General features: G+C 64.4%; 16 protein-coding genes. 13 read left to right on the forward strand and 3 right to left on the reverse strand.

What is annotated here, in order from left to right:
- Positions 1-176 precede the first annotated feature (176 nt).
- From ACXIZN_RS15820 to ACXIZN_RS15850, 7 genes are all read left to right on the forward strand, one after another.
- Positions 177-800, forward strand: a complete 624-nt coding sequence (locus tag ACXIZN_RS15820) for a relaxase domain-containing protein (RefSeq protein ID WP_457955315.1) — start codon at positions 177-179, stop codon at positions 798-800.
- Between the two features lie 38 nt (positions 801-838).
- Positions 839-3,625 (forward strand): AAA domain-containing protein, encoded by a 2,787-nt coding sequence (locus tag ACXIZN_RS15825; RefSeq protein ID WP_457955317.1) that lies wholly within the window; start codon positions 839-841, stop codon positions 3,623-3,625.
- A gap of 225 nt (positions 3,626-3,850) precedes the next feature.
- On the forward strand, positions 3,851-5,329 hold the full coding sequence (locus ACXIZN_RS15830; RefSeq protein ID WP_457955319.1) for a UvrD-helicase domain-containing protein: 1,479 nt from the start codon (positions 3,851-3,853) through the stop codon (positions 5,327-5,329).
- A 255-nt stretch (positions 5,330-5,584) separates the two neighbouring features.
- Positions 5,585-6,979 carry a hypothetical protein gene (locus tag ACXIZN_RS15835; protein WP_457955321.1) on the forward strand — a complete coding sequence of 465 codons (1,395 nt, stop codon included), beginning with the start codon at positions 5,585-5,587 and terminating at the stop codon, positions 6,977-6,979.
- Positions 6,976-9,591, forward strand: a complete 2,616-nt coding sequence (locus ACXIZN_RS15840; protein ID WP_457955323.1) for a hypothetical protein — start codon at positions 6,976-6,978, stop codon at positions 9,589-9,591. Before ACXIZN_RS15835 ends, ACXIZN_RS15840 begins: the two co-directional genes overlap by 4 nt.
- Positions 9,592-9,798: 207 nt before the next feature.
- On the forward strand, positions 9,799-11,667 hold the full coding sequence (locus ACXIZN_RS15845; protein ID WP_457955325.1) for a DNA/RNA helicase domain-containing protein: 1,869 nt from the start codon (positions 9,799-9,801) through the stop codon (positions 11,665-11,667).
- 17 nt (positions 11,668-11,684) lie between these two features.
- A complete protein-coding gene (locus ACXIZN_RS15850) occupies positions 11,685-13,112 on the forward strand; it encodes an EVE domain-containing protein (RefSeq protein WP_457960524.1) in 1,428 nt (475 codons plus the stop codon).
- Between the two features lie 153 nt (positions 13,113-13,265).
- Here the strand turns inward: ACXIZN_RS15850 and ACXIZN_RS15855 are convergent, their stop codons facing one another.
- Positions 13,266-14,360 (reverse strand): hypothetical protein, encoded by a 1,095-nt coding sequence (locus tag ACXIZN_RS15855; protein ID WP_457955327.1) that lies wholly within the window; start codon positions 14,358-14,360, stop codon positions 13,266-13,268.
- A 545-nt stretch (positions 14,361-14,905) separates the two neighbouring features.
- Here ACXIZN_RS15855 and ACXIZN_RS15860 point away from each other — a divergent pair.
- Both ACXIZN_RS15860 and ACXIZN_RS15865 read left to right on the forward strand, forming a co-directional pair.
- Entirely contained in the window at positions 14,906-16,768 is a 1,863-nt protein-coding gene (locus ACXIZN_RS15860; RefSeq protein ID WP_457955329.1) for a DNA/RNA helicase domain-containing protein, read from the forward strand.
- A gap of 81 nt (positions 16,769-16,849) precedes the next feature.
- Complete coding sequence (locus ACXIZN_RS15865; RefSeq protein ID WP_457955330.1) at positions 16,850-17,107, forward strand: hypothetical protein; 258 nt, start codon at positions 16,850-16,852, stop codon at positions 17,105-17,107.
- Positions 17,108-17,444: 337 nt separating this feature from the next.
- On the opposite strand, the gene ACXIZN_RS15870 is transcribed toward ACXIZN_RS15865, so the two are convergent.
- Both ACXIZN_RS15870 and ACXIZN_RS15875 read right to left on the reverse strand, forming a co-directional pair.
- Positions 17,445-18,059, reverse strand: a complete 615-nt coding sequence (locus ACXIZN_RS15870) for an SMI1/KNR4 family protein (protein ID WP_457955331.1) — start codon at positions 18,057-18,059, stop codon at positions 17,445-17,447.
- 103 nt (positions 18,060-18,162) lie between these two features.
- On the reverse strand, positions 18,163-19,515 hold the full coding sequence (locus ACXIZN_RS15875; protein WP_457955332.1) for a hypothetical protein: 1,353 nt from the start codon (positions 19,513-19,515) through the stop codon (positions 18,163-18,165).
- Positions 19,516-21,042: 1,527 nt separating this feature from the next.
- Between ACXIZN_RS15875 and ACXIZN_RS15880 the strand changes: the two genes are divergently transcribed.
- The 4 genes from ACXIZN_RS15880 (at position 21,043) to ACXIZN_RS15895 (ending at position 25,695) form a co-directional block, all read left to right on the forward strand.
- Positions 21,043-21,465, forward strand: a complete 423-nt coding sequence (locus tag ACXIZN_RS15880) for a hypothetical protein (RefSeq protein WP_457955333.1) — start codon at positions 21,043-21,045, stop codon at positions 21,463-21,465.
- 368 nt (positions 21,466-21,833) lie between these two features.
- Positions 21,834-22,565 carry an NUDIX hydrolase gene (locus ACXIZN_RS15885; RefSeq protein WP_457955334.1) on the forward strand — a complete coding sequence of 244 codons (732 nt, stop codon included), beginning with the start codon at positions 21,834-21,836 and terminating at the stop codon, positions 22,563-22,565.
- Complete coding sequence (locus ACXIZN_RS15890) at positions 22,562-23,698, forward strand: 5'-methylthioadenosine/S-adenosylhomocysteine nucleosidase family protein (protein WP_457955336.1); 1,137 nt, start codon at positions 22,562-22,564, stop codon at positions 23,696-23,698. Before ACXIZN_RS15885 ends, ACXIZN_RS15890 begins: the two co-directional genes overlap by 4 nt.
- On the forward strand, positions 23,695-25,695 hold the full coding sequence (locus tag ACXIZN_RS15895) for a hypothetical protein (protein WP_457955337.1): 2,001 nt from the start codon (positions 23,695-23,697) through the stop codon (positions 25,693-25,695). The genes ACXIZN_RS15890 and ACXIZN_RS15895 overlap by 4 nt, the downstream gene beginning before the upstream one ends.
- Positions 25,696-25,906: the final 211 nt, after the last annotated feature.

The following is a 25,906-nucleotide window of genomic DNA, read 5'->3' on the forward strand; positions in this document are numbered from 1 at the left end:
AAGCCGCGTTTTCTCGTGAATCAGTAATAGTATGCGGTGCGAACGGTGACAATCGTAGCGTGGCATACTTCAATTTAACCGCCCGCGCTCGACTTCTGCATCGTCGAACATGCAGGTGGCCCCGCGGCTCGGGCCTGCACTCTCACTCTCGACAACCGCATGTAAGGTCACCTGGCGTGTCCTTCTTGCGCCGCAAGCTCAAACGAATCGATCCCACTCGCTTGTTCGATGCCGCCACGCTGCCGAATAGAAGCGCCCCGGCGGCGGTCCCCCCAGGAACTCGCGACATCACGCTTGCGGCACCGAAATCGGTATCCGCGTTGCTGGCACTCCTCTCCCCTGACGACGACAAATTGAGTGCCGTGATCGCCGGTCACGAGGCAGCAGTGACCGACACTCTTCGCTGGCTCGACGAGAAGGCCGCATTCGCCCGCTCCGGGCCGGCGATGCTCGATTGCCAAGGACTCAACACGATGGTGGTCCCGCACTTCAGCAGCTCTGGTCGGCAACCACACATTCACGCCCACGTCCTGGTCGAACCCACCGTCACGGGCCTGGACGGCCGTGCCTACCCGGTGGACTGGGGCACGCTCGACCAGGCACTCGCTGTGGCGTCGCCGCTGTACATGGGCGCGCTGCGACGCAACCTCGTTGATTCACTGGGGGTGAGCTGGAACTCCGAACACCACGAGAGCAAGTGGCAGATTGACGGCATACCCGAGGCGTTGTTGTCCGGCTGGCCGGACACGACCTGCACCTTGCGTGCCATTCCGCAAACTCTCGTAGTTCGTCAGTACTAGCACGCCACTCCGAGGAGCGGTGAATCACTGGGGGCAACATGATCGATCCACGTAGCGAAGCGGTGCTGATCCGCGACCGCCAGACCGGTGTCTTCAAGGACAAAACCCGGAGCGTGGCGCGATACGAGTTTCAGCCTGCGAGTCAACGAATCCGAATCACCTTCAGCGGCCAAGGCAAGGTCTTCCCGTATGGGCCGGATCGCGTGCAGGTCCTGCGCAATGCAGTACGGCGCATAGTGACCGGCGAAGACCGGGTCGAGGTAGACGGAAGTCTGTGGGAGAGCGCGATCGAAACCGTCACGTTCTCCGGAGTCCACGGCGCATGGTGTCGGGTCTTCTATCGAACTCGCGCTGGAGAGTCGTACCGGACCTACCCCGCCGCTCAGGTCCGCGTCATCACGTCGGGAACTGCCATACCGATCGTCAACGACGTGCTGAACTATTGGCGCAAGATCGTGTCCCGCCTCGACCCCGCTGATCCCTTGCGATCAGCGTACGACCGGCTCGCCTTTGTCCACCCGGAGAGTGTGCTCAGTTCATACCTGACGGGGGCACCGATAGCGTCGCGGCCACTGGATACAACCCCGATCTTCCCGTTCCGTTGCAATCTCAGCCAACGCGAGGCCGTCGAGAACGCCCTGAGCAGGTCGATCTCGGTCATCGAGGGGCCACCGGGTACCGGGAAAACCGAGACGATCCTCAACCTGATCGCCAACATCACCGCCGTCCAGAACAAGACTGTAGGCATCGTCTCGTTCGGCAACGCCGCCGTCGACAACGTTCGTGACAAACTCGACGAGCTCGGGTTCGGACACATACTCGGCAACCTCGGCCGCAAACAGAAGCGAGAGGAATTCTTCACGCGGCAGCCGACCCGCAACGCGACAGTCTCACAGTTCGTGTCCGGTGCCCCGCAGCCCCCTGACCCGAGACAGCTGACAGATCTGGACCGACGACTGCGTGAGCTGCAGGAACACGAGCGCGTTCGCGCAGACCGGCGTCAGGCACTCGACGCTCACCGTCTCGAACTACAGCACTTCGAACGTCATCTCGAGCAGGTGCAGCTTCCTGATCTGGAAAAACTGCCACTACTGAGGAAGTCCGCCGACCGGATCATCGGCTACCTGGCCGAGAGTCAACTTGAACTGGCGGGCTCACGTCCACGACTACTACGGCGGATCAGCAACTACTTCAAGTACGGGTCGCTGCGGACACTCGACCCAGCCGACACCGATGTGGTACTCCGCCTGCAACTGGAGTACTACACCAAACGAATCGCCGAGTTGGAACACGAGGTCGAGCTTGTCGACGGCCGACTGCAACGAGCCGCCTTCGAGCAAATCGCTCAGGACCACCAACGGTTGTCCATCCAGCTCCTCCACTCAGCACTCGCCGATCGCTACCGAAAGCTGGCCCGTACCAACTACAACGCGGACTCATATCGAGACGGGCGCACGTTCGCGACCTTCATCGAGGACTACCCCGCGTTGTTGAGCACATGTCATTCACTGCGGGCCAGCATCTCCGACGGATACCTGCTCGACTACCTCATCATCGATGAGGCTTCTCAGGTCAATCTCCTGCTGGCCGGCCTGGCGATGTCGTGCGCCCGCAACGTCATCGTGGTCGGTGACCAAAAGCAGCTTCCGCCCATCCCTGTCGAAGCCGCAACCGACCTCACGCCGCCGATGCCGGCTTATGACTGCCGACACCACAACCTCTTGTCCTCGTTATCGGAGCAGTACGGCACAGAACTGCCGAGCGCACTGCTACGTGAGCATTACCGATGCGATCCCGCCATCATCGGGTTCTGCAACAAGAAGTTCTACGAGGGTGAACTGATCCCGTACACCACCAGTGGCGCCGAGCAGTCGATGATCGTGGTACGCACCGTCGAAGGCAACCACATGCGCCGCCACCACACGGGAGGTCGCTCGAACCAGCGCGAGGTCGATGTCATCAGCCAAGAGGTGATCCCGAATCACTGCCAGGGCTTCACAGACGCCGACATAGGGGTCACCACGCCGTACCGTCTGCAGGCCGACAAGACCACCGACGTGCTCGACCAGATCCAGGCAGACACGGTTCATCGATTTCAGGGCCGCCAAAAGCAGGTGGTCATTCTGACCACCGTCCTGGACGAGACCTGGCGCGGCCGCACCGGCCTGCCGTTCGTCGACGATCCACAGATGATCAATGTCGCGGTGTCGCGGGCGGTCCGGCGGTTCATCCTCGTCACGAACCACGACCTGATGCCCACCAGTCGTCACATCCAGGACTTGGTCGGCTATATCCGTTATCACAACCCCGGCGGCGAAGTCGTCGACAGCACCGTGGTCTCTGTTTTCGACCTGCTCTACAAAGCCTACTCACAGCGATTACGACCACTGGCCGCACGACTCAGGAAGGAACGCAAGTACCTGTCGGAAGACATCATCTGGACCGTGCTGCATGACATCTTCGCTGAGCGGCGGTACGAGCACCTGACGGCCGTTCCCCAGATGCTTCTGAAGAATCTGTTGCCCAGCATTGATCGACTTACCTCCGCTCAAGCCGCTTACGTGAAAAACCGGGCATCGCTCGACTTCGTGGTGTACAACCGGGTGACCAACCAACCGCTGCTGGCCATCGAGGTCGACGGGTTCGCCTTCCACGAGAACAAGCCGGCCCAGTTGGCGCGGGACGCACTCAAGAACGAGATCTTGCGCGTCTACGACCTGCCATTGTTGCGGCTACCGACCACCGGCAGCGGCGAACGGCAACGAGTTCTCGACGCACTCGCCAATGCTGAATCCCACTGGGCACGTCAGCCGACGCGCGAATGAACTGCGGAACTTTCATCTGACCAAAGAGGCCGCCTCGCGCGAGGTAGCCGCGGGTATGACCCACGACTACAGGTGAACCTGCCAGGAAGACTTCAAGGGAACCTTTCGTCGACTCTCAGCGCGGAGCCGCCGCACGGTTCCTGCTGATGGAAGCCGCCTTCCTCGCGAGTTGCCCTGCTGGTATGTGATCATGTGCCCGTCAACGGTTCCGGGGAGGGAACTTCGATGTCATCACGTCGTCCGACACCTGAGCAGGACGCGGCTGTGGAGGCGTTCCGCAGTGGCACGGATCTGGTGCTGCAGGCCGGTGCGGGAACGGGTAAGACCACCACGCTGACCATGCTCGGCGCGGCGACGCGCCGGCAAGGCCAGTACCTGGCGTTCAACAAGGCGATCGCGCAGGAAGCGAGGCGAAAGTTCCAGAGCAACGTGCGCTGCTCGACCGCGCACAGCCTGGCGTTCAAAGCGATCGGGCACCAGTTCGCCGAGCGGATGGATCGGCCTCGGATGGCCACGGTGAAGCTGGCACAGCTGCTGGGCATCAGGATGAACGTCACCATCGGCGCCCGGAAGCTGCAGCCTTCGACATTGTGCTCGATCGCCCGAGACACCGTGACGCAGTACTGCTACTCCGCCGACGATGTCCTCAACCGGCTGCACGTCCCCTGGCCCAAGGGCATCACCGACGAGAACGAGCACGACCAGCTGGTGGAGATCGTGCTGCCGCTGGCCGGCCGGATGTGGGCCGACCTGCAAACCCCCGACCGCGGCAAGGTCCCGTTCAAACACGACCACTACCTGAAGATGTGGGCACTGACCCGCCCCCGCATCAACGGCGAATTCCTGCTCTTGGACGAAGCCCAGGACACCAACCCCGTCGTCGAGCAGGTATTCCTCGACCAAGGCGCACACGCCCAGCTGGTCATGGTCGGCGACTCCGCCCAAGCCATCTACGGCTGGCGCGGCGCCCGCGACGTCATGACCGGCTTCCGCGCTCAGCAGCTCGCCCTGTCGCACTCCTTCCGCTTCGGCCCCGCGATCGCGGCCGAGGCGAACCGATGGCTCGCGATCGCCGGCGCACCGATCCGCCTCACCGGCTCCCCGCACGTCGACAGCGAACTCGCTCCGGTCACGGCACCGAAAGCGATCCTGTGCCGGACCAATGGCGGCGCGATCGCCGAACTCCTCACCCAGCTCGGCGAAGGCCGCCAGGTCGCGCTCGCCGGCCGCGCAGCCGAACTCCGCAAACTCGCCGAAGCCGCCCGCGATCTGCAGGCCGGGAAGCGCACCACCCACCGCGACCTGCTGCTGTTCTCCACCTGGGGAGAAGTCCAGGAATACGTCGAATGGGACTCCGACGGCCGCGACCTGCTCCCGTTCGTCGACGTCATCGACGAACACGGCGTCGATGTCGTCCTCCAAACCCTGGCCCAGCTCAGTGCCGAAACCCACGCTGAGGTCACGGTCTCCACCGCGCACGCCGCCAAAGGCCGCGAATGGCCCACCGTCCGGATCGCCGACGACTTCCCCGAGCCCGACGACCCCGAAGACACCGAACTCGGCGGCGACCCCATGCCCGGGAAGATCGAACCCGCCGAAGCCCGGCTCGCCTACGTCGCCGTCACCCGCGCCCAGCACCGACTCGACCTCGGCAGCCTCTCCTGGATCAACCAACACCCTGACGGCAACCCCACCCAGTCGTAGGCACCAACGCCAAGGACGGCCCTGCCTGGACCGCAACCGTCATTTGCCGGCGAGTGCGCAGACACGCGGCCGGATCGCGTGAAACGAAACAGCGGTGACCACCGACGGAGTGTTCATGATCCAGCGAGCACGTTTCGGGGGCGCGACAGGATGACTGCGACGCATGCCGAGGTCGCGGGTCCCGCGTGGTGCGAGCCAGGCCTGGACCTGGGAGGAGGCCGCTACCCTCTTTCGGTCGAGTCATCGGTGATGGGCATGGTCGACACGTTGGTGCCCGGCGTCTCGACGCTGACCAGGTTGGTGCGCTACTACTCCCTCTACTGGGCGCTAGCGGATATCGCGGGGCGGAGAGGTTGGGACGCCGAGCAGTGTCGGACGGTCCTGCGACGTTCTGAGGTCGCGTTGGCGCTCGCCTCACGCGGCAATGAGATCGCCGCGCACGGCGGCGACCGAGTCGCATCGCTGCTGGATGCCGGCAAGATCGACGAACTCACCGAACTCGGCCGAGGCTCCTATTCGCCTCGGGCCTGGGGCTTCTGGTCGCAGTACAACGGACCCAGTGCCGTCATGGGAACAGTAGCGGTCGAGAACGGCGCATTACGTCCTGGTCGTCGCGACTGTCCACTTGCCGTGCGGCAGATGTACGCACCTCTGCTCGAGACTGCGGCCGATCGTCCGATTCGGCCGGAGGAAGCCGTCGACCTGGCCGGACTCTCCATGGACGCGACCGGGACCGCCGATCTGGAACCACTGCGAGAGCTCTTCACCGCAACCCGTAATGGACTCCACCTCGCCGCTGATTGGACGGGAGACGACCGGACCCGGCGCTCGACGCTGCGGATCCTCGCCAGATCCGCACAACTCGAGCCGACAGCTTCCACCTGGACGGACGCGTTGTACCTCAGCGTCGCTTACGGCGGCCGAATCAGAACCGACCCGGTGCTGAGCGGCGAGGAACGAGCATCGGCTTGGCAGGGGACCCTTCTCCGGAGACTGTCCGTCGGTGCCTGGCGGCGACTCTGGGCCGATCTGGTCAGTGAGGTCCGTGAGAACGGCTCGGCGACGAAGAATGACCTGCACGAGTGGATCTCGGCGGAGGCGACCGCGGTGACCGTGCAGGACTTTGTCGCAAGCTGGCCTGCTCTGGTCGATGACGAGAACGAACCGAGCCCAGCCGAGCAACAACTATGGGCGGAACATCCGCCGGTCCTGGCAGATCTCGCCGTGTTGCTGGCCGGTGGACGGCGTAAAGAGCAGCTCACCGGGCGCAGCCGCGCCGCCTTTCTCGGCCGATATCCCGAGCGGAAGCAGTTCCTCGATCCGAATTGGGTGGCGAACCGGCACCACGAGCACGCAAGTGGAACCATGGCCGAGCTCGCTCGTTCCTTCGTCGACGACATGCTCGCGCAATCCCGACGAGTCGCGCTGCGCAAGCTCAAGTTCGACACCCATGGCCGTATGAAGCTGTTCACCAAGTTGCACGAGCGGAATGGCCGGTACTACGCGGTCGGTGCGGAGGGCGCGGGCAATGTCGGACTACGGGTCGAGCAGCTCGAGTTCATGGCCGGGCAACTGGGATTCACCGAGCCAAGCGGCGACAGCCTCGTGATCACACCGCTGGCCGAGTCATTGCTGGACCTGCACACATGAGCCAGACCAACTTTCGGTTCCATTCGCCACTGTCCCTCCTGCACGAATGGGAAGGCCGCACAGACGGTGCGCCGTTGCGCGAGGTTCTCGTCACCGGCTTCACTCTTGATCTCGTCTTCTTCGAACGCCATTGCGTCTCCATCGCACGCTCACTCGGTGCCAGGATCACGGTGCTCGGCGACGCAGCCCAAGCCGTCCACGAAGCCGTCGACGTGCGGCACGCGGGCCGGAACTATCAACACGGTCAGGTGAACTGTGGTGGAGCGTTTCACCCGAAACTCGTCGTCCTTGCCGGCGACGACGACGTCTGGGTAGCCATCGGATCGGGCAACCCGACCATGTCCGGCTGGGGCCACAACCACGAGTTGTGGCTCGTGATCCGGGCTTCCCGCCGGACGGGGCCACGGGCTCTGCATGACCTCGGGGCGTGGCTCGCCGACCTGCCACGAGTCGTTGACATGCCGTCTTGGATCGGCGACACCGTGGCGCTCATCGCGGACTGGATCACGCCGTCCGAGATGGACGACTCTCTGCCGGGAGTCCGGGTTCTCGGCAACCTCCGACGCTCGCTGATCGACCAGCTTCCGGCTGGCCCCGTGGATTCGCTGCGGATGACCGCGCCGTTCTTCGACGCGCGTGCCCGCGCGGTAGGGGCGCTGATCGGGAGAATGCGCCCTGACGAACTCTCCATAGCGCTCCAGGAAAGCCTTTCCCAGTACTGCGGTAAAGCCCTGATCGAGGCCACGTCCTCCGTGCCACGAACCGGTTTCTCTTTCCTCGACGAGAACCGAACCCGGCATGGCAAACTCGTGGAATGGAGGGTCGGCGGTACGACGACGGCCATGACCGGCAGCGCGAACCTCAGCGCCGCGGCACTGCTCACCACCACGGTGGACGGTGGCAACTGCGAACTCGTGACCATGGCCCCGATCCCCACATCGCTCCTGCCCTGGGAAGCACCAGTGGACCGGTCCACGCTCAGCCAAAAGAACACGATCCCTGCCGACCTGCGCGCCGACCCCACCGTGACGCTCGTCGTCCTGGGCGCGCGACGAGTCCAGCACACGATCACCGTCGAGCTGATCACCACCACCCACAAGCCGATCACCCTTGAATCATCCCCCAACGGCTCCCCCGACACGTGGACGGCCTTGCATGTCTTCACCCCTGACCGTTCCCCCCTCCAGAGGGTGCAATTCATCGCGCCGGAACAGCTCGGTGGTGCCGTTCGTGCCAAGACCCGAGTGGGAGACCGGCAAGTTGTCTCACCGGTCGTCTTCCTCACCGATACGGTTCGGTGCCGCCCTCGCACCGACACTTCCGACCAGCCTCGGATCACCTTCGTCGGCGACGACGACACTGTTCTCACCGACAAGGTCCTGGCAGGCCGGTTCAACGCCGACCTGCTGCGACTCCTCGGTCACGTGCAGGAACACAAGGCGGCCACTGCCACGGCCCCCCTTCGCACGGCGGCAGTCACGGCATCTGCTTCGGACTCCGACGATCGTTGGGGCATCTGGCTGGAATCCGTGGAACGCAGCTTGGGCCCCCACCTCACGGGTGTGCTTTTCCCCGGCGCTCTCGTCGGTCCCGCTACCATGGCAACCGAGTGGGCGGTCGGCCCCGAAGCCAACGATTCGGAGATCACCGAGGGAGAGTCCGACGAGACGATCGAGGATCTGGCCGATACCCCAGCCGAGCCTCGCCGCACCGCGCCGGACATCCCCACGTCGCAGAGGAGTCAGTATCGAGCCTGGGCGCGCCGATGGACGAAGGCGGCGACGGCCGTTCCCCGACCTCCCTTGGAACTGCGCATGCTCGTCGCCCGCACCTACTTGGTGCTCCTCGCCGCGTCAGTCTGGGGCAGGGACGAAAGCTGGAGACCCGAACTCCGCGACCTCACGTGCTCACTTGTTCCCGATGCCGACGAACAGTCGAGCATCCCCGGTCAGGCACTGGACTTTCTGAGCTCGCTGATGTCCGCATGCTTGGCCCTTTTGCTTCAGGACGCCACACTGCACGGTGGCGGCGAATACGACGTCATCGCGAAATCGGCTTGGGCGGGTACGGCAGAGCTGGTGGCCTACGCAGACCCGGAGCTCGCGGACGAATACCTTTACGCTCCGGACAAGCCCTATGCACGGGTTCCCACGTGGAGCGAGGTGAAGGGCGTGATCGACCTCGCCGCGACCACGGCCGACGATCCATATGCGGAAGATCGTGCCGCGCTGGAGCAAGAGGACCTACCCGCCGAACTGCTCGACGGCGTATGGGTCATCGACGGCACGTTCCGCAACCCGCGACGTGTCGCGGCCAGAGCCGCGACTCTCGTCCGTACACCGTCCGCGGTACTCGCACGGAACGAGCACAAAACCACCGTGATCCTGCGAGAAGGCAAAATGCTTGCCATAGCCGAGTCCACCGCACGCCGATGGCGCGTCTACGAACTGGCCCCCATGAGCACCCCGTTCTCCATGCTGGCCGGCGACGAGGGCTTTCCGCAGGGAGGAAAGGCCTATCCCCTTGAGCCAGTACCGGCGCGGATCCACGCACTGGCCGAGTCCTTGAGCGTCGACCATCAGCAGCTCGTGACGGCGCTGCAGGCATACTGACCGGGTACCGCCAGGGGCGGCAGCACAGCAGGTAGCTGCTGCGTCACTACCCCAGAGCTGGGCAAATACCGGAGTTGAACCGTCACGGGTTCACACTGCGGGTTCAACTCACCAGGGTTCGGTCTCATGGCCCATGATGGAGACATACGTCAGGTGACGCGGACGGGGGCGCTGCTTTCGTCGGTGTCGTCTGGTACCTCTGTGATCATGTTCGTTCATGGGGGGTCGGTCGCCGAGGCCGCCGACGCGATCGAGGCGTCGGTGGCGCAGTTCGTCAAGACGGCCGAGGACCGGTTCGCGATGCTGTATCGGCGGCCACTGAGCGAGTCCGAGCGGTCGAGCTGGGAGAACAGTTGGCCGGCGCTGCTGCGCACGCTCACCGAAGCAGGGCTCGGCGATCTGCGGCTGTTCTTCGAGTACGAACTGCCGGGCAGTGGGCAGCGAGTCGACGCCCTGCTGCTGGGTTCCCGCGGCGACGGCGGAGTGACCGCGGTCGTGATCGAGCTGAAGCAGTGGACGGAGCTGGACTCGACCACAGCGCTGTTCACCTGGGTCCGCCGCGTCAAATATCTGCACCCGAGCCGCCAGGCCGCGGGATACCGGACCTACCTCGACGATTGGATCGACGAACCCCAGCTTCGGCTGGAGACGCGAGCCGTCGCCTTTCTCCACGACGCCGGCAGCGACGTGGTGGGCCCACTGCGTGAGGCGGTGGCGAACAGCCCGGGCAGCAGCGACGTGTCACTCCTCGGGCGCGACGACGTCCGGCCGGCGCCCAGTCCGCCGGGACTCGCCGAGCTGTTCGGCGCCAACGACCTTCTGGCACCCGAGGACGTCCAGGTCCAGAGTTTTCTGACGGCCCGCCATCAGCCGTCGGGTGGGCTGCTCACACGTGTCAACGATGTGGTGAAGCGTAAGCCGGTCTTCCGCCTGGTCGGCGCTCAGCAGAACGCCTACCTGGAGGTACTGGACGCGGTGCGCCGTGCCCGGTCGGAGCCTCGTAAGCAGTTGATCGTGGTGTCCGGAGGCCCGGGAACCGGCAAGACGGTGATCGCGATCCGACTGGTGGCCGACATCCGTAGCGTCGTCGGCGACAAGGTCTACGGGTGCTATTTCACCCCGTCCGGGACCCTGCACCACCAGCTCAAACGCGCGATCACCACTCCCGGCGCAGACGGACTGGTCGGCCACGTCGACAACTTCGTCAGGCACGCGGGCAACGCCGTGGTGCCGATCGTCGACGAAGCACAGCGGTTGCGCCGGAACCAACGGCAGGTCGAACGGATGCTCGCCCGCACGAGGGTGTGCGTCCTGTTCCTCGACGAACGTCAGATCGTCCGGCCAGGCGAAGGCTTCACCACCACCGAACTGGAACACCAGGCGGCCCAGGCCGGTGCCGAGGTCACACACGTAAAGCTGGCCAGCCAGTTCCGGTGCAACGGTTCCCAGCAATACCTGGGATGGCTCGAGCAGCTGCTTTACGGCGAGGCGACGCCATGGACACCGTCGGACTACGACCTGGCGGTCTCCCCCACACCCGCCGTCCTCAGCGACTGGGTCGATCACCACACCCGTGCCGGGCACACCGCCCGCATCACCGCGGGCTTCTGCTGGCCCTGGACCAAAAACCCTGGCAAGGACGGCAAGCTTGCCACGGACGTCACACTCCCGTGGGGTTCGCCTCGGCCGGACTGGGCGATGCCTTGGAACGCCCTGCGAGAACTCCAGGACAACGAAGGGCCTGTCCCGAAGACCCACTTCTGGGCGACCGACGACGGTGGTGCTCGCCAGGTCGGCTGCATCTACACCGCGCAGGGCCTGGAATACGACTACGGCGCCGTCATCCTCGGTCCCGACCTCGTCCGTCGCGGCAACCGCTGGGTCGCCGTCCTCGAAGCGAACGAAGATCCGGTCATCCCGAAGGACATCGACCCTGACCACTACCTGCGGCTGGCGACGAACACCTACTGGGTCCTCGCCACCCGGGCGAGCCTCGGCTGTCGCCTCTACTCCGTCGACCCGAAGACTCAGAAGTTCTTGACGAGCCTGGTTCCCCCATCGGAGGGCACTTCCTGATCACGCCACTTTTGTCGGTGTCCGCCGCTACTCTCCGGATCATGAACGACAGGCAGTTGGTACTGCAGCCCCGCGGCCGCGCCCAGCTCAACGGCCCCGCGAACTTCGCTCGATCCGTCCGCCGCGGCGTACTCCTCGCCGACCTCGCGGACGTCCTGGGCACCGACCTGGCCGCGCTCACCGCTCTGTACCCGGACGGCGTGGTCAAACTGTGGGGCTCCACGCCGACAACGTCGAACAGCAACGCGAAAGCGGTCGCGCTTCGAGAACGCACAGCCGGCGATCGTGTGCTCTTCTACGCGGATAAGACGTTCATCGCCGAAGCCACCATCAAGCATCTTCTCCACAACCGTTCAGTCGCGGAGAGGGTTTGGGGAACGGACGACGAAGGTCATACGTGGGAACACATCATGGCTCTCGGCGACGTCCGTGAATTCCAGCATCCGATCCCCGCTGAACAGATTCTGTCCCCGCTGGGCATGACGCTCCCCTTGAGAAGCCTCACGCTCGTATCGGCCGAGAAACACGGCTCGGTGGCCGACCTCGTGGCGAACAGCGAAGCCCGGCGGCCCCGGCACTGGATCTTGCAGTGCAACCCTGAGAAATGGGACGTGTGGTCGTGGCGGGAGCGACAGGCCGAGACTTCGACTACCTGGACCGTCGACCGGCACCTCGACGACCTTCACATCGGCGACAGCTTCGCGCTGTGGGTCTCAGGTCCTGGCGGAGGCGTCTGCGCACTCGGCACCCTCATTTCGGAGCCCTACCCGACCAGCGATTTCGACGAGTACTGGGTCCGTCGTCCGGAGCGGCGCCAGGTGATCGACGTGCGGTTGGAGCGCTTCCTGTTCGACCGGCCGATCACCAGACAGCAGCTGGTGTCGGATCCGGCTTTCGCCGGCGCGCTGATCATCCGGATGCCCGGCACCGCGAACCCGATCCCGCTGGAGCCCGGTGAATGGGCTTCGCTCGAGCTGCGAGCGGGGAACGCGAGCCGACCGGTGAGCACCGAGCCGGCCAAGACCGTGGTGACCTCGCGCCCGGTCGGCAGCATCCCCGAGGCGACAACGGCGAACAACCATTCGGGTCCCCGCGAGATTGGCTTCCCTGAAGCGAAGCTGGTGAAGCAGTACGAGGGCTTCGTGGACAACGAGCTGCGCTGCCTCAGCGCGCTGCTGCCCTCCGGTGAGCGGCTTGTCTGCGACCTCTTCGACCCGGCGGCGAACACGCTCATCGAAGCCAAAGCCTCCAACAGTCGGCAGGACGTCCGCATGGCGCTTGGGCAACTGCTGGACTATCACCACCACATCAAGCCCGATGCCGAACTGGCGGTGCTTCTCCCGGACCGTCCAGCGCCGAGCATCATCGAGGTCCTCCATGCACACGGCGTGACCCTTATCCACCCCGACGAACAGGGCTTTCGCAGCGTCGTACCCGAGAAATGACGGAGCCACCGCCTCTGGCCAGCTGCACGACACGCAAACGAACACCGGGAGGAAACACCCAGTCTCGGCGATCAGCCATGGGTGCACCTATTCGGCTCACGGGGTGGGAGATACGCCGCTTCGTCAACCGGCCACAGCAAGCACACGCCGGCTTCAGTTCCTAGGCGGTCTGGCAAGGTCGTACGACACTCGGGCCGGAAGACCGGCGATAGCGTCGTAGCAACGCAGGCAAAGCACTCCGCCCGGACCGGCTGACGAACGGCCGCACTTCGAGCACATCTTGACCTCGACGGCGAGATCCTGCGAGGTGTGCGGATTGGCGCACGCGGTTGTGCGTGGTGCACGACCGCCTCGCCGAGCCCGGGTGTCAGGCTCGTACTCGCCGAGTGTCCCTGTCAGTTCGCGGAACAACTCAAGATCAGAGTGCGGTATGAGGCGGACATTGCCTCTCAAATCGCGGATGGGAACGATCTCCCGGGCTGGGACCATGCCGGCTACATCGTCGACAGTCAGCCCTCCCCAAGGCTCGGGGATGGGATGAAACCGCCCGCACGGTCGTTTCGGCTTTTTGCCGGTCGTGACAGGGCAAGTGTCCATGTTGGCGATGGTGCAGCGCGTCGCGACCAATCGACGCGGGCCGATCGCGGTGGCCGCACGCCGCGGCGGCATCGAACTCCATGGGCGCGGGTTGCTGCCGACGCTCGGCACCTCGAAGAACCACGGCGACGGGCGGTCGGAATCAAGAAACCACACCGGCAGCCAGCCCCCATGAAACGACTTCGTCGTGCGGGCTTTCACCGACCTGGTTTGGATCGACGAGCGCTGTACCTCGATGCCGGTACGCCGAGGGCCTTCGATGGCGACGTCGAGGATCGTGCCGTGCCCGGTGCTGCGCTCCTGCGTGACGTTGAAACCGGCATCTTCCGCGGCACGTTGCCAATAGTCCTTCTGATAGCGGTGCTCATCCGATTCGTGTTCGACCGCGTGCTCGGCGGCACAGTCGCTTCCCGGGAAGTGCACAGCCCAGTAGCGATCACGGATCTTCTTGATGTACATCGCCGCACCGTCGTCGCCACCACCGTCGCGACCCTCTCGCTCCAAAGCCTGCTGACACAGCAGAATTCGATCCTTACGGCCGATTTGCCCGTGCAATGAGGAGATCAGCGCGAAATCCGCAGCGTTCAGCTTCGCGAGGTCGAGAAGTCGTTCCTCTTCGCAACCTTGGGTGTACCGAACGAGCGTCGACATGCGTGGACCTCCCTCAGCTGACTGACCAGCATAAACCGGACGGCCTCTGGTTCCACTCCGCTCGGCCTGCCAATCGCCGGGCGCAGCAACCGACGCACAGCTGAAATCCGCAGGTGAACGAACCCCCGCGACCTGCCGGTACACCGGGCGTCGGCACCCGTTTTGCCGACATCTCGACGCTGATGTCCGACGGCACCGCAGCGGGGCTGGTCAAGCGGCACGCCGACTTCGTGATCGAGAACTGTCGTACCTCAGCGCCCTCTCCCCCATCAGGGAGCGGCTCATCTGTGATACGGCCCCTCAACCCTGCGCCGAACTGGCAGTCCTGCTCCGTGGCCGAACCCGCATCCAGCGTCATCGAGGCACTTCGAGCGCAGAACGTGGCCTTGATGTACCCGGGCGATGACAAATTTCGCGACGACCGCGCGCGAACCGGCGGGTCATCTCCGGGCTGGCCACGAACTCCTGTACCTTGATCGCCATACAGCCGCCTGGCTTCCACGGGTTCGCCCGCGGACATGCCACACATGTATGGGAGTTCCGTCGTGTCGTCGTTCCTGCTTTCCAGGTCCGCGCAGAGCGTTCTGCAGCTCGCCGCGGGTGACACCCTCGCCGATCAGCTCACCGCCCAGTTCGTCGTCAAGTACGGTTTCCGCCCGTCCGTCTCCGAGCAGCGCTCCTGGCGGTTGAGCCTGCCGGCGCTCGCGCAGGAGCTCGTGGAGTGCGGACTGGGCGAGGTCGAGATGCTCGTCGAGTATCAACTGCCGCTGTCCAGCCTCCGCGCCGATGTCGTGCTCGCCGGCGTCCATCCCGGGACCGGCAGGTCGTCCTACGTCGTCGTGGAGCTCAAACAGTGGAGCAGTGCGACCGTCGAGGAGGACGAACCCCGGCTGTGCACCGTGCCGGGAGCCAAGCGCGCGTTGCTGCACCCGGTCTCCCAGGTCGAGCAGTACTGCGAGTACCTCGTCGACTTCACCCGTGTGCTGCACGGCAGCCCTGACGACGTCGTCGGTGTCGCCTACCTGCACAACGCCGACGACGCGGGGGTCGCGTCGCTGCTCGAGCTGCCGCCCCGGCAGTACGGGCAGATGTTCACCGCGTCGAACCGCTCCGCGCTGCGGACGTTCCTGAACACCCGCCTGGCCCCCAAGCCCGGTGTCCAGGCCGCCGAAGACCTCGCGAACAGCAGGATCGCGCCGAGCAGGCAGCTGATGGCGGTCGCCGCCGACGAAATCAAGCACCAGCGCAGCTTCGTACTGCTCGACGAGCAGCAGGTCGCCTACCTCATGGTCCTGCGAGCGGTCCGGCGTGCCCACGACGCCGACAGCAAAGAAGTCATCATCGTCAACGGTGGCCCGGGTTCCGGCAAGAGCGTCATCGCGCTCGAACTTCTCGGCGAGCTCTTCCGGAACGGCTACAGCGCGATCCACGCGACCGGGTCGAAGTCGTTCACCACCACCCTGCGCAAGGTCGCGGGCAAAGGCACCACCCGGGTGCAGAAGCTATTCCAGTACTTCAATAGTTTCTCCCAGGCGGGACACAACAACCTGACGGTCCTGATCAACGACGAAGCCCACCGCATTCGCGAGACCTCCAACAACCGCTACACCCCGGCCGCGAAGCGCAGCACCAAGCCCCAGGTCGAAGAACTCATCGACGCCGCCCGCGTACCCGTCTTCCTACTCGACGAGCATCAGGTTGTCCGGCCCGGCGAACTCGGCTCCTACGACGAAATCCGGGCCAAGGCCGAGGAGAAGGGCCTCACGGTCCGGCGGATCGATCTCGACGGTCAGTTCCGCTGCGGCGGCAGCCGCACCTACGAACAGTGGGTCCTGGACCTGCTGGGCCTCTCCGGCAACCCTCCCGCCTCGTGGCAGAGCGACGACCGATTCGAACTGGCCGTCGCCGACAGCCCGGCCGCCCTCGAAGCCCACCTCGCCACGAAACTCGACCAAGGCTTCGGCGCGCGTATGACCGCCGGTTTCTGCTGGCCCTGGAGCGACGCCCACCCCAGCGATGGCCTGGTCGACGACGTCGTCATCGGATCCTGGAAACGTCCTTGGAACGTCAAGGGCGACCGCGGGGTCAACGGCGCGCCCCCCTCCCAGCTGTGGGCGACCGATCCCGCCGGCTTCGGCCAGGTCGGCTGCATCTACACCGCACAAGGCTTCGAATACGACTGGAACGGCGTGCTCTTCGGCCCCGACCTGGTCTGGCGAACTGACCACTGGGTAGCCGACCCCTCCGCCAGCAAGGACACCGTCGTCGCCCGCGCCAAGGCGGATGAATTCGAGCGGCTCATCAAACACACCTACAAAGTGCTGCTGACCCGCGGCATGCAGGGAACAGTCCTGTACTCGACCGACCCCGAAACGCAAGCCCTGTTCAACACACTGGTCGGCGTCTGAAGCCTCGATGACCCTCGCGAACCCCAGCGCGGACAGTCATCGAACGCCACCGGCCCGGTACGCGCCACAGTACGCGCGCTGGTGAGCGACACGACGACGTCTGTGCCGCGGTTCGCCACCCACGAAAGGAAGCCCATGTGGGCTTGGTTCGTCGGCGGCTATGCGGTGCTCATCGCGGTCCTCATCGCGTATTCAGCACACGTCGCCATTTCCTGTCACGACAAACAGCGTCGTGCCGACGCGTTCAAGGTCCTCAAACTCCTATGGGTCACCGCAACCGGCACCACTGGCATTGCACTCACTGCGCTACGCCTACACGAAGCCGGCATCCTTCCATGAGCCGAACTACGTGTTGTCTAAAGTCGCCTGCGACGAGTGAAAGACTTGCCGCAGAGGACAACTGCGCCAATGAACCTCAGCCCCAGCTAGGCGAGCACCTGAACGTGGCCGATGGCGTATCACGACCACAGGACCTAGCCATATGCCACGCGAGGGTACCGAGCGGGGTGGTCCCGGCGGGAAGCTGCCCAAGAGACAGGTAGCTGCGTTCTCCCGACGCGTCCGGAGCTGGTCCCGGGTGAATCACATCGTCGTACCGGTCCCTGGAGGTCGTTTTCGCGCGGGCTGGATTGGTCTCGGCGCAAGGCTATTGCCTGCGCGATTCAGCCATGTTCTCTTATGGCCATTGGAGCATGCCCTCGTCGTTGACCGTAGGATGCTTTTCGCCGTAGGGAAGTTCGGCTTGACGGGCGTAGGCGTCCAGTCGTTCAGCGATCTCGGCGAGCATCTCGGTCACGCTTCCCCAGTGCGTCGCGCTGAAACCGTCACCAGGCGCCAACGTCATGACCATGCCGTGGTCGGTCCCGGCACGCAGATCCACGCACAGGGTGGTGCCGGTGATATCACGACAGATCGGCACAAGCGCGGTGCAGAACGGGCCTCCGTCATCGCCTGCCTGGTTCTGATGTACCTGGCCTGGGCCGCAGCATGTCGGGTCCGTGGCGGCGGACTCCGACATCCGCCGGTATTCCTCGCGAACTCGTCGTACCGCGAGGGGAACGAAAGCGGGCGGCACCAGGTCCCCAGCTCGTTGGTCGTAGCGATCGACGATGCCGTCCATGAGCGTCCACCAGCCGACGAGGTCATCGGGGAGCGCGAGTCCGACGAGGCGCTGAAGCTCCCGGATATCGCCGGTGGGGCCGGGAGGCCGGATCTCGCGGGCGGTGGCCGGGGCGTGTTCCCGCAGCAGGTTCATGATCTGCTGCCACAGCTGGTTCACCGGTGCGGTCACGAATACCCACCTTCTCGTCGTTACGTCCGGGGCTCTGCGCAGGTGAGATGCGCCCGGTATGCCGGGCGCATCTCACCTGGTCATGAATCCAGCGTGCCCGATTCTAGGGCGTGATCGGAACCCAGAAGCGTTCCTGGTCGTTCGGGTCCAGGACCTTGTTCCACTGCGGAATCAGGCGGTCCACGTCGAGGATCCGGTGGGTTTGATTGAAGGAGCGCAAGCGGTTGCCGGCTTCCGAATTGTGTTGCCTGTTCACCCAGCGCACGGCGAATTCGTCTCGGTACTTGTTCGGATCGAAAATGCCTCCGGGGTCGCGCCACCCAGCGGCTCCCTCGTAGGTGGAGGCGTAGGCGTACTCGTCACAGTCGAAATCGGGCCCCTCCTCGGGCAGCGGAGCGGGCATCCCCGGCCGGCGGCAGGCGGCTAGCGCCGTCGCGTTGTTGCGATCGAGCACGATGTCATGACCCTTGGACCTGGTCACCCGGTGCAGCGAGTCGGCATGCAGCGGCGACCCACCGAGCAGTCTCTTGCCCGCCTTCGGAGGCCAGGAGGCGCCGGGGTTGGCGCGCGCGTCATCGACGAATTTGGCGTGGCGGGACACTTTGGGATCGCTCTTCGAGTAGCCGAGGCCGGGCACGGCGCGGTCGAAGATGCTGCCTTGCTTGTCCCACAGGTAGTCGGCGCTATCGAAACGCAGCCCACCCTCATAGCTCTTCTTGCTGGGGTCGGTGTTCACGCCGGGGAAGTCGAAGTCGTACTCGAAGTGAAAGACTCCCTGGGCGATCTGTTCCCCGTACTGCGGACCGGGAGGCTGCCCTTCAGAGAAGAGCTCGTAGTGGGCTTTCGGGTCCAGGCCCCATCCGATGAAGCTCTTGTCATGCCGCTCCAGGCCGGGATTGGGGTAGCAGGCCTGGGAGTTGCCGAGCCCGATGTTGACCCGGTACTCACCGGCGCACTTGACCGCGATCTCCATCTCGCTGCGCGGGTCAAGGAAGATCCCGTTGGGTTCGAGCACCTCCGCGGTGAAACGGAAGTCAGCGAAGCGTCGCGTGGCGTGCCCGGGATAGGGGCCGATCTTCCCGTACCCGATGATCGTGTTCTGGATGGTCGCCGTACTGGTCAGGCCGGTGGTGACGTCGTAGTACGAGATCGGGAACAGAAACTTCTGACAGTAGGAGAACCTGTTCTTGATCCAGCCGATCGGCCGGGCAGCGTCGTCGTTCGCCCGGCAGTCCGGGTACTCGATGTACCGGAAGGGATTCTCAGGCTTGGCACCGTTGTCGAACTCGGCGCTGTCCACGATGTAGCCGGGATCCTCGGTCTCGGCGGTCCGCCTGCTCGACCTGTCGACATCCTCAGCATCCGGTTTCAACCCGAGAGCGTCCAGGTCGCCGTCCCGCTTGAGCACCTCCGTCACCTTAGCCGGGTTGTTCACAAGCGCCGGATCGGTGATCATGTACGTCAGCAGCCTGGATCTTTCCTCATGCCCCGCTGCCCCCGCACTCGCTGGAATCACACCAGCGAATAACGTCAAAGCAGCCGTTGCGACGAACAAAATCCGTCGCCAACCATGCGGTTTCATACAACTCCAACCCTCAATTTCGAAAGGTTCACAAATCCGCAAAAGGCGGCATTTGCCAGTCGGCTATCATGACAAAACACATCGATCAACTAACTTTTGCGCACGCCGCAGCGATCAGCCCTGATGACACAGCAACGAAGCGCCTCACAGGGGGCTTGCAATACACTCAATCCCGGCCGCCCAGCGCCGGCACAGTCACTAGTTGACCAGCCCACTCGTACGCCGAGCACAGAAATTGATTGCACAAAATGACCCGCCAAGCGGCCACCGGCTTACCGCAGCTCTTACTTGAAGTAGCTGAAATACAAAGTGTTTCGCCCAGCCCCCTAGGTTGAGAACCAACACAGTCTGTCTACCAACCAGAAAGTCTCACTGTCAACAGTTGAAGGTCCGACGACAAAGTAAAACTGAACGCACTACGGATTCCCTTGATCTGGGACCATTGAGAAACGGAAACGTTTCCCGACGGCATCCCATTGGTTCCCGTACGCGTACGTAGATCTGACCGCAGGCATCCCGAAGGTCCAGTGATCGGTTTAGCTATCGCCAGCGGTGAGAGCGAGCAGGTGTCGTCGCCGAGGTTTCGAGCTGGTGGGATGACGGGGTGTCTACTCGAGGACGTGAAAGTCCGGGGCGGCGTTCCACGTTGCCATCGCCGATGCGTCGAGATAGGCGTAGTCGTTGACGCGGATTGCAACGGCCCGCGTTCTCCAAGTGACCGAGCAGGCTCGCTGAAGGTGGAGCCTGGAACTCGGCGAACACCCAGCCCTCGGTTCGTACCGCAACACGCTGCGCCGGCTTGCCCAGCACAGGCCGACCAGCGAGGTCTCTGACGAAGATGTGCAACATGATGTCGCAGCACATCGCCCTGCCGTCCACCCACTCAAGGAGTCGGAGTTCCGCCGGGTCCTTCTCACTGTCCGGTGCGCTGGGCGAGTAGCCGTAAGGCAGCCTGTTGGAGGAATGCCAGTACTCCGGGTGGGAGAACTCTGATTCAAGCCTTCGCCAGCCATCTCCGCCACCACGACCGGCTCGACACGCTCTGCGGTGTACGGACTCAAGACACACAACACAGTCCCCCCAGGGGGAGGAGTGGAACACGCCGAGCCTGCGGCCGCGATCATGATTCAACGAACATCCCCCATCTACCACGAAGCGCACGTTCGTTCGACCACCCGCCCATGCCGATGTCAATTCAGACAAGTCAGGAAGCTTGGCGCACAACGTAATTGCGAGGCGAGACTGGACGAGGTCGCGCGATACTCCCTGGTTGATCACGATGCAGCCCGTTCTGGAGGCCCACGCGACAGGCGGCTTTGCCCTCTGGCCTGTCGCCGAGGTCGAATCGTTCGGGTATATGCCGCTCAGCGGAGAGCTCACGTCCCGCGAGGTCGGTACAGCGTGAAGAGCAGCGCCGGCTGCAACGACATCGACCCTGAGGACGGCGTCAGCCCGCCCCGTCCCGCCGACCCGCTGGGGTCGTCGTTCCTGCACGGCCTGCTCACCTTTGACATCCTCTTCGCGGCCGGCGGCTTGCGGGTGACAGACAGTGCCACGGGCGTGGCGTTCATGCCGGGCTGCTGCAACGGCCTGGAGGACTGGCGCGAGTGGCACCAAGTCCTCGAGGACAACGACCAGGTCTGGTTCGGGCACAGGCCAGATCCGCGCGCCGAACGCCACGGCGCTACCGTCCGGTTGACCGTTGACGCTGAGCAGAGCGCCAGCCCGGTGATCGAGTTGCCTGCCACCGATCTCCGACACCTCCTCGCTGGGGCCGAGCATGACCTCGCAGGCTTCCTCGCGCTGGCAGCCGACTGGGCCTAGAGGAACCTGCCCCGCCATGCCGCCGTCCCGGTCATCGCGGCCCTTGCACGCGCACTCGACCTGCCTGCACCCGCCGCACCGCCCGTCGGAAACCCATGACGCACCGACCCATCCTTGACTCGAAGCGAGATACCGAGGAGCACAAGACCGCGTCGACCGATCTGTCGAACCTCTTGGGAACTGAACAAGCAGCCCCCGCGACCAGCGTGGAATGAGCAACATCCGGCGCGGCGGCGTTTGCGGACGGTTGAGGAGAAAACCGGCGGACACGAGGGCCGCCGCCACAAGAGCCCTTCGACACGCTCCCGATCAGACACCACCCGAACGCCGTATTTACTGTCTACATGACAGTAAATACGGTCAGGGACATGCCGGATGACGACTGGACTCCCCCGCCGGTGCTGCTGGCCGTGGACCTGGTGATCTTCACCTTGCGCGAGTCGGTGCTCCACGTGTTGCTAATCGAACGGGGCATCGAGCCTTTCCAAGGCGCTTGGGCGCTGCCGGGCGGTTTCTTGGGCAACGACCGGGAGGACGTACTCGCCGCAGCCCATCGCGAGCTATGGGAAGAGGCGAATCTTGATGCGTCACAACTGCACTTGGAGCAGTTGGGTGCCTATGGAACCCCAGACCGCGATCCACGCGGCCGTGTCATCTCGGTGGCGTACCTGGCCATCGCTCCCGGTCTCCCGGAACCACTGGCGGGCACTGACGCAGCCCGCGCGGCGTGGACGCCGGTGCCGGACATCCTGCGCGGGCGGGTTCGGCTGGCGTTCGACCACGCCGAGATCCTCGGTGATGGCTTGGAGCGAGCGCGATCGAAGCTCGAACACTCGGCGCTGGCAACGGCTTTCTGCCAGGAGACGTTCACCATCAACGAACTGCAGCAGGTCTACGAGGCCGTGTGGGGCTGCCCGCTCGATCTGCGGAACTTCTACCGGAAGGTCCAGGCCGTCACCGGCTTCATCGTGCCCGCCGGCGCCGAACGCCGCACCGGCAAAGGCCGTCCCGCCCGGCTGTTCAAGGCCGGTGATCGCACGACACTTCACCCGCCACTGGTACGACCCGCCACGGCGACAACACGAGAGGGGAACCCGTGACCGACGACCTGGTGGTGATGCTGACCGCCTTGAATCCCGAGTACGAGGCGGTCCGAAACCGGCTCGAAAACCTGCGACCGGACCGGCACGATCGCGGTACCCGTTTCGAGGTCGGCACCATTCGCGGTACATCGTGCCGCGTCGCGCTCGGCCTCACCGGCAAAGGAAACCACTCTGCCGCGGTGCTGGCCGAACGCGCCATCTCGCACTTCTCCCCTGCCACCCTGATGTTCGTCGGTGTCGCCGGCGCCCTGTGGGGCACTCCGCTCGGTGACGTCGTCTTCGCGACTCACGTCTACGCCTACCACGGCGGCACCAGCGAGGACGATGGCCTCAAGGCCCGCCCCAGGACGTGGGAAACCTCGCACGAGGTGGCCCAGATCGCGCAGCACGTCGCACGTATCGGCGACTGGACGCGAGACGTACCCGACGGCACGAATGCCCATTTCGGCCTCATCGCCGCCGGTGAGATCGTGCAGAACTCGACCATTTCCGCCGAGGCGCGATGGATTCGCGACCACTTCAACGACGCGCTCGCGATCGAGATGGAAGCCGCGGGCGTCGCGCAGGCCGGTCACCTCAACGGCGCCCACGTCGCAATCGTGCGCGGCATCAGTGACCAGGCCGACGGAACGAAGAACTCCGCCGCGGACCGGAACTGGCAACCACGGGCCGCCGCGAACGCCGCGGCGTTCGCGACCCACCTCGCCACCGAGCTACTCAAGGAAGGGGAACACGCCACCATGCGGAACTCGAACGCCTCGGGCGGGCCGCGTACTGTCCACATCAGTGGGACCGGCACGGTCGGGATGCAGGCCGGGACCATCACCGGGAGCACTGTCGTGCAGAACGTCTCCTCCCGCTCCGAGGGCACCCCGGATTTCGCGACCGAGTTGTCGCGCCTGCGCCGTGATCTCGAACGGGAGCACTCGCGCGGACAGCTCGACGACGACATCTACGAAGCCGCCCGCGGTGAACTCGACATCGCGGACAAGGCGATCGCGTCCGACACGCCGGAGGGCAGAAAGACCTTCGTGCTTGCACTCAAGCGGCTCGGCGGGCTGATCGCGGGACTCGTCGGTCCCGCGGCGAAAATCGCCGCGCTCGTGGCCGCGGCGAAGGGATTCCTGTGATCCCACCGAATCAGTCCACGTTCACAGCTGAAACCGGCTCGACGGTCGGGATGCAGGCCGGTGAAATCCACAATTCGACGGTCTATCAGGTCCTACCCGACGCTCCACCCGAGGAAAAGTACAAGGTCGGCGTCGCGTATCTGCAGGACGGCGTCCCGACCCGCGCTCGCAAACTTATCGACGAAGCACGCGCCCACGGATACGACAACGCCGAAGTCAGGTTCCACTGGGTACTCGCGATGCTCAGCAAACGCTCCTACCGCGATCTCACCCCGGAAGAACGACAGCGCCTGGCATCCGAAATACACTGGTGCGCCGACCTCCCAAGCGACGAGTGGACGCGCTCGCTCTCGGCAGTACACGACCTGCTCGACTGCCTCATCGGCACCGACAAAGATCCCGAGCACGCGCTCACGCAGCTGGCCGGCTTGCCGTCACCGCAACGCGAGCAGGTCATCCACCACCTGGACCTAATACTCACCGGCGGCCTGAAAGACCGGTTCTGGGCGGACATCCGTCGACACGCGAAAGAAACACGCACAAGCCACGACCGGCAGAACCGCGTCTGGGCCTACTTCGAGCCATCCCCGATCGGCCCGCGAACCCGACAGCCGACACCCGCCACGAGCACGACACGCGATCGCGTCCGAGCCGGATTCGCCACAGTAGCGGCTGTCCTCGGCGCCGGCTACCTGGCCAAAGCGGTCTTCTTGACCGCACGACCGCTGCCGATAGTGGCGTATCTGGCCGCGCTCGCCCTAGCGTGCTTCGCGATCCGGAGCGGACTCCAATGGCACTACCTCAGCGGACGCCTCGCCGAGCACGAACGGCGATACGCGGGCCGGAGCGGAACCACAGAAACCTCGGACCAGGGCTTTGCCGCCAGCGTGACCCGGCAGTTCGAGTACTACTTCAATCGATACCCACCCAAGGGCATGGATCGCACGCACTGGACGAGGACAACCGCCGGTATCCGATCGTGGTTACGCAACGAGATCGTCGATCTCTACCGCGAAAGCAGAATCCCCGCCGGCCGGGTCAAGTGGCTCGTCCGCTTCCTCGCGCGAGATGTGCGCGACAAGTGGCACAAGGGTGAGCTGTTCGCGTACCGCGAAAGGTACCAGGTCGCCGTCTCCACGAAGATCGTCTGCACACTGTCCACAATGGCCTTTCTCGGCCTCGCCTACTACGCCGTCTCGGCGGCGCTCGAAACCGAGCTCCTGGCCACCGTGGCCGCGACTCTCGTCATGCTCCTCGGAGCGGCGTACGCACTCCGCGGCTGGTCGGACATCATCAGCGAACGCCGACGATTTGCGGAAGACCAGCTCGAACGCGAGCAGGTGCATCAGGCCCGCGAGGGCGAGTATCAGCGCTGGAAAGAAAAACTGGACGCGCTCCGACCATCGGAAACCGAAATGGAAACGTGGCTGACCGCCGACAAGACGATCGTCGTCGAACGGGCACTGCACCACTACCGTCTCGCTTGGCGTGACGTGCTCACCCACGCAGTCCTTCAGACACCGGTCAAGGATAGCAAACACGCGCGCGTCCGCGGTGGCCCGCGACGATACGCGAAGTACGACATCCGCCTCTTCCTCATCACCCTCGACGGCGTACGTGAACTGGGCACCTCGATCGACTTCGAGCACCTGACCTTCACCGACATCGAACGCAACAACTTCCGCTTCGACGCCGTCTCCTCGGTCTACGTAGCGACACCGACCGACCTCAGCTGCGACCTCCAACTCACCCTCACGAACGGCGAACCTCGCGGCATCCACATCACCGACCCCACCGGCGACCAGACCGCCCCCGACGAGAGCCCGCACGTGGTCGCACAGATGAACCTCGACGTCACCGGGTTCACCCACACCCTGCACATCCTGGAAGGCATCGCCGCAGAAGGAAAACGGTGGATCGAGCGCGACCCATACCTCACCAAGCCCGTCGAAGGGCTCGCGGACGAGCTCAACCGTCCCGAACCCGTCGAGCGCTGACGGCGCGAAAGCTCATAATTAGGAGGAACGGGAGACGAAGGCCTGCAGAGGCATAGAAACACCTGGTCAGGAGCTAGTTCGATCTTCCTGACATGGAAGTACTCACTTGCCGACTACAAACACACTCAACTACCAATCACGACTTCAGCCAAAGGCGTGTGGATAGTGAGCAACTCGCCCCTCGGACACCGCTTTAGGTGAGATCTCACCA

Source organism: Amycolatopsis sp. TRM77291 (genome assembly GCF_054166285.1).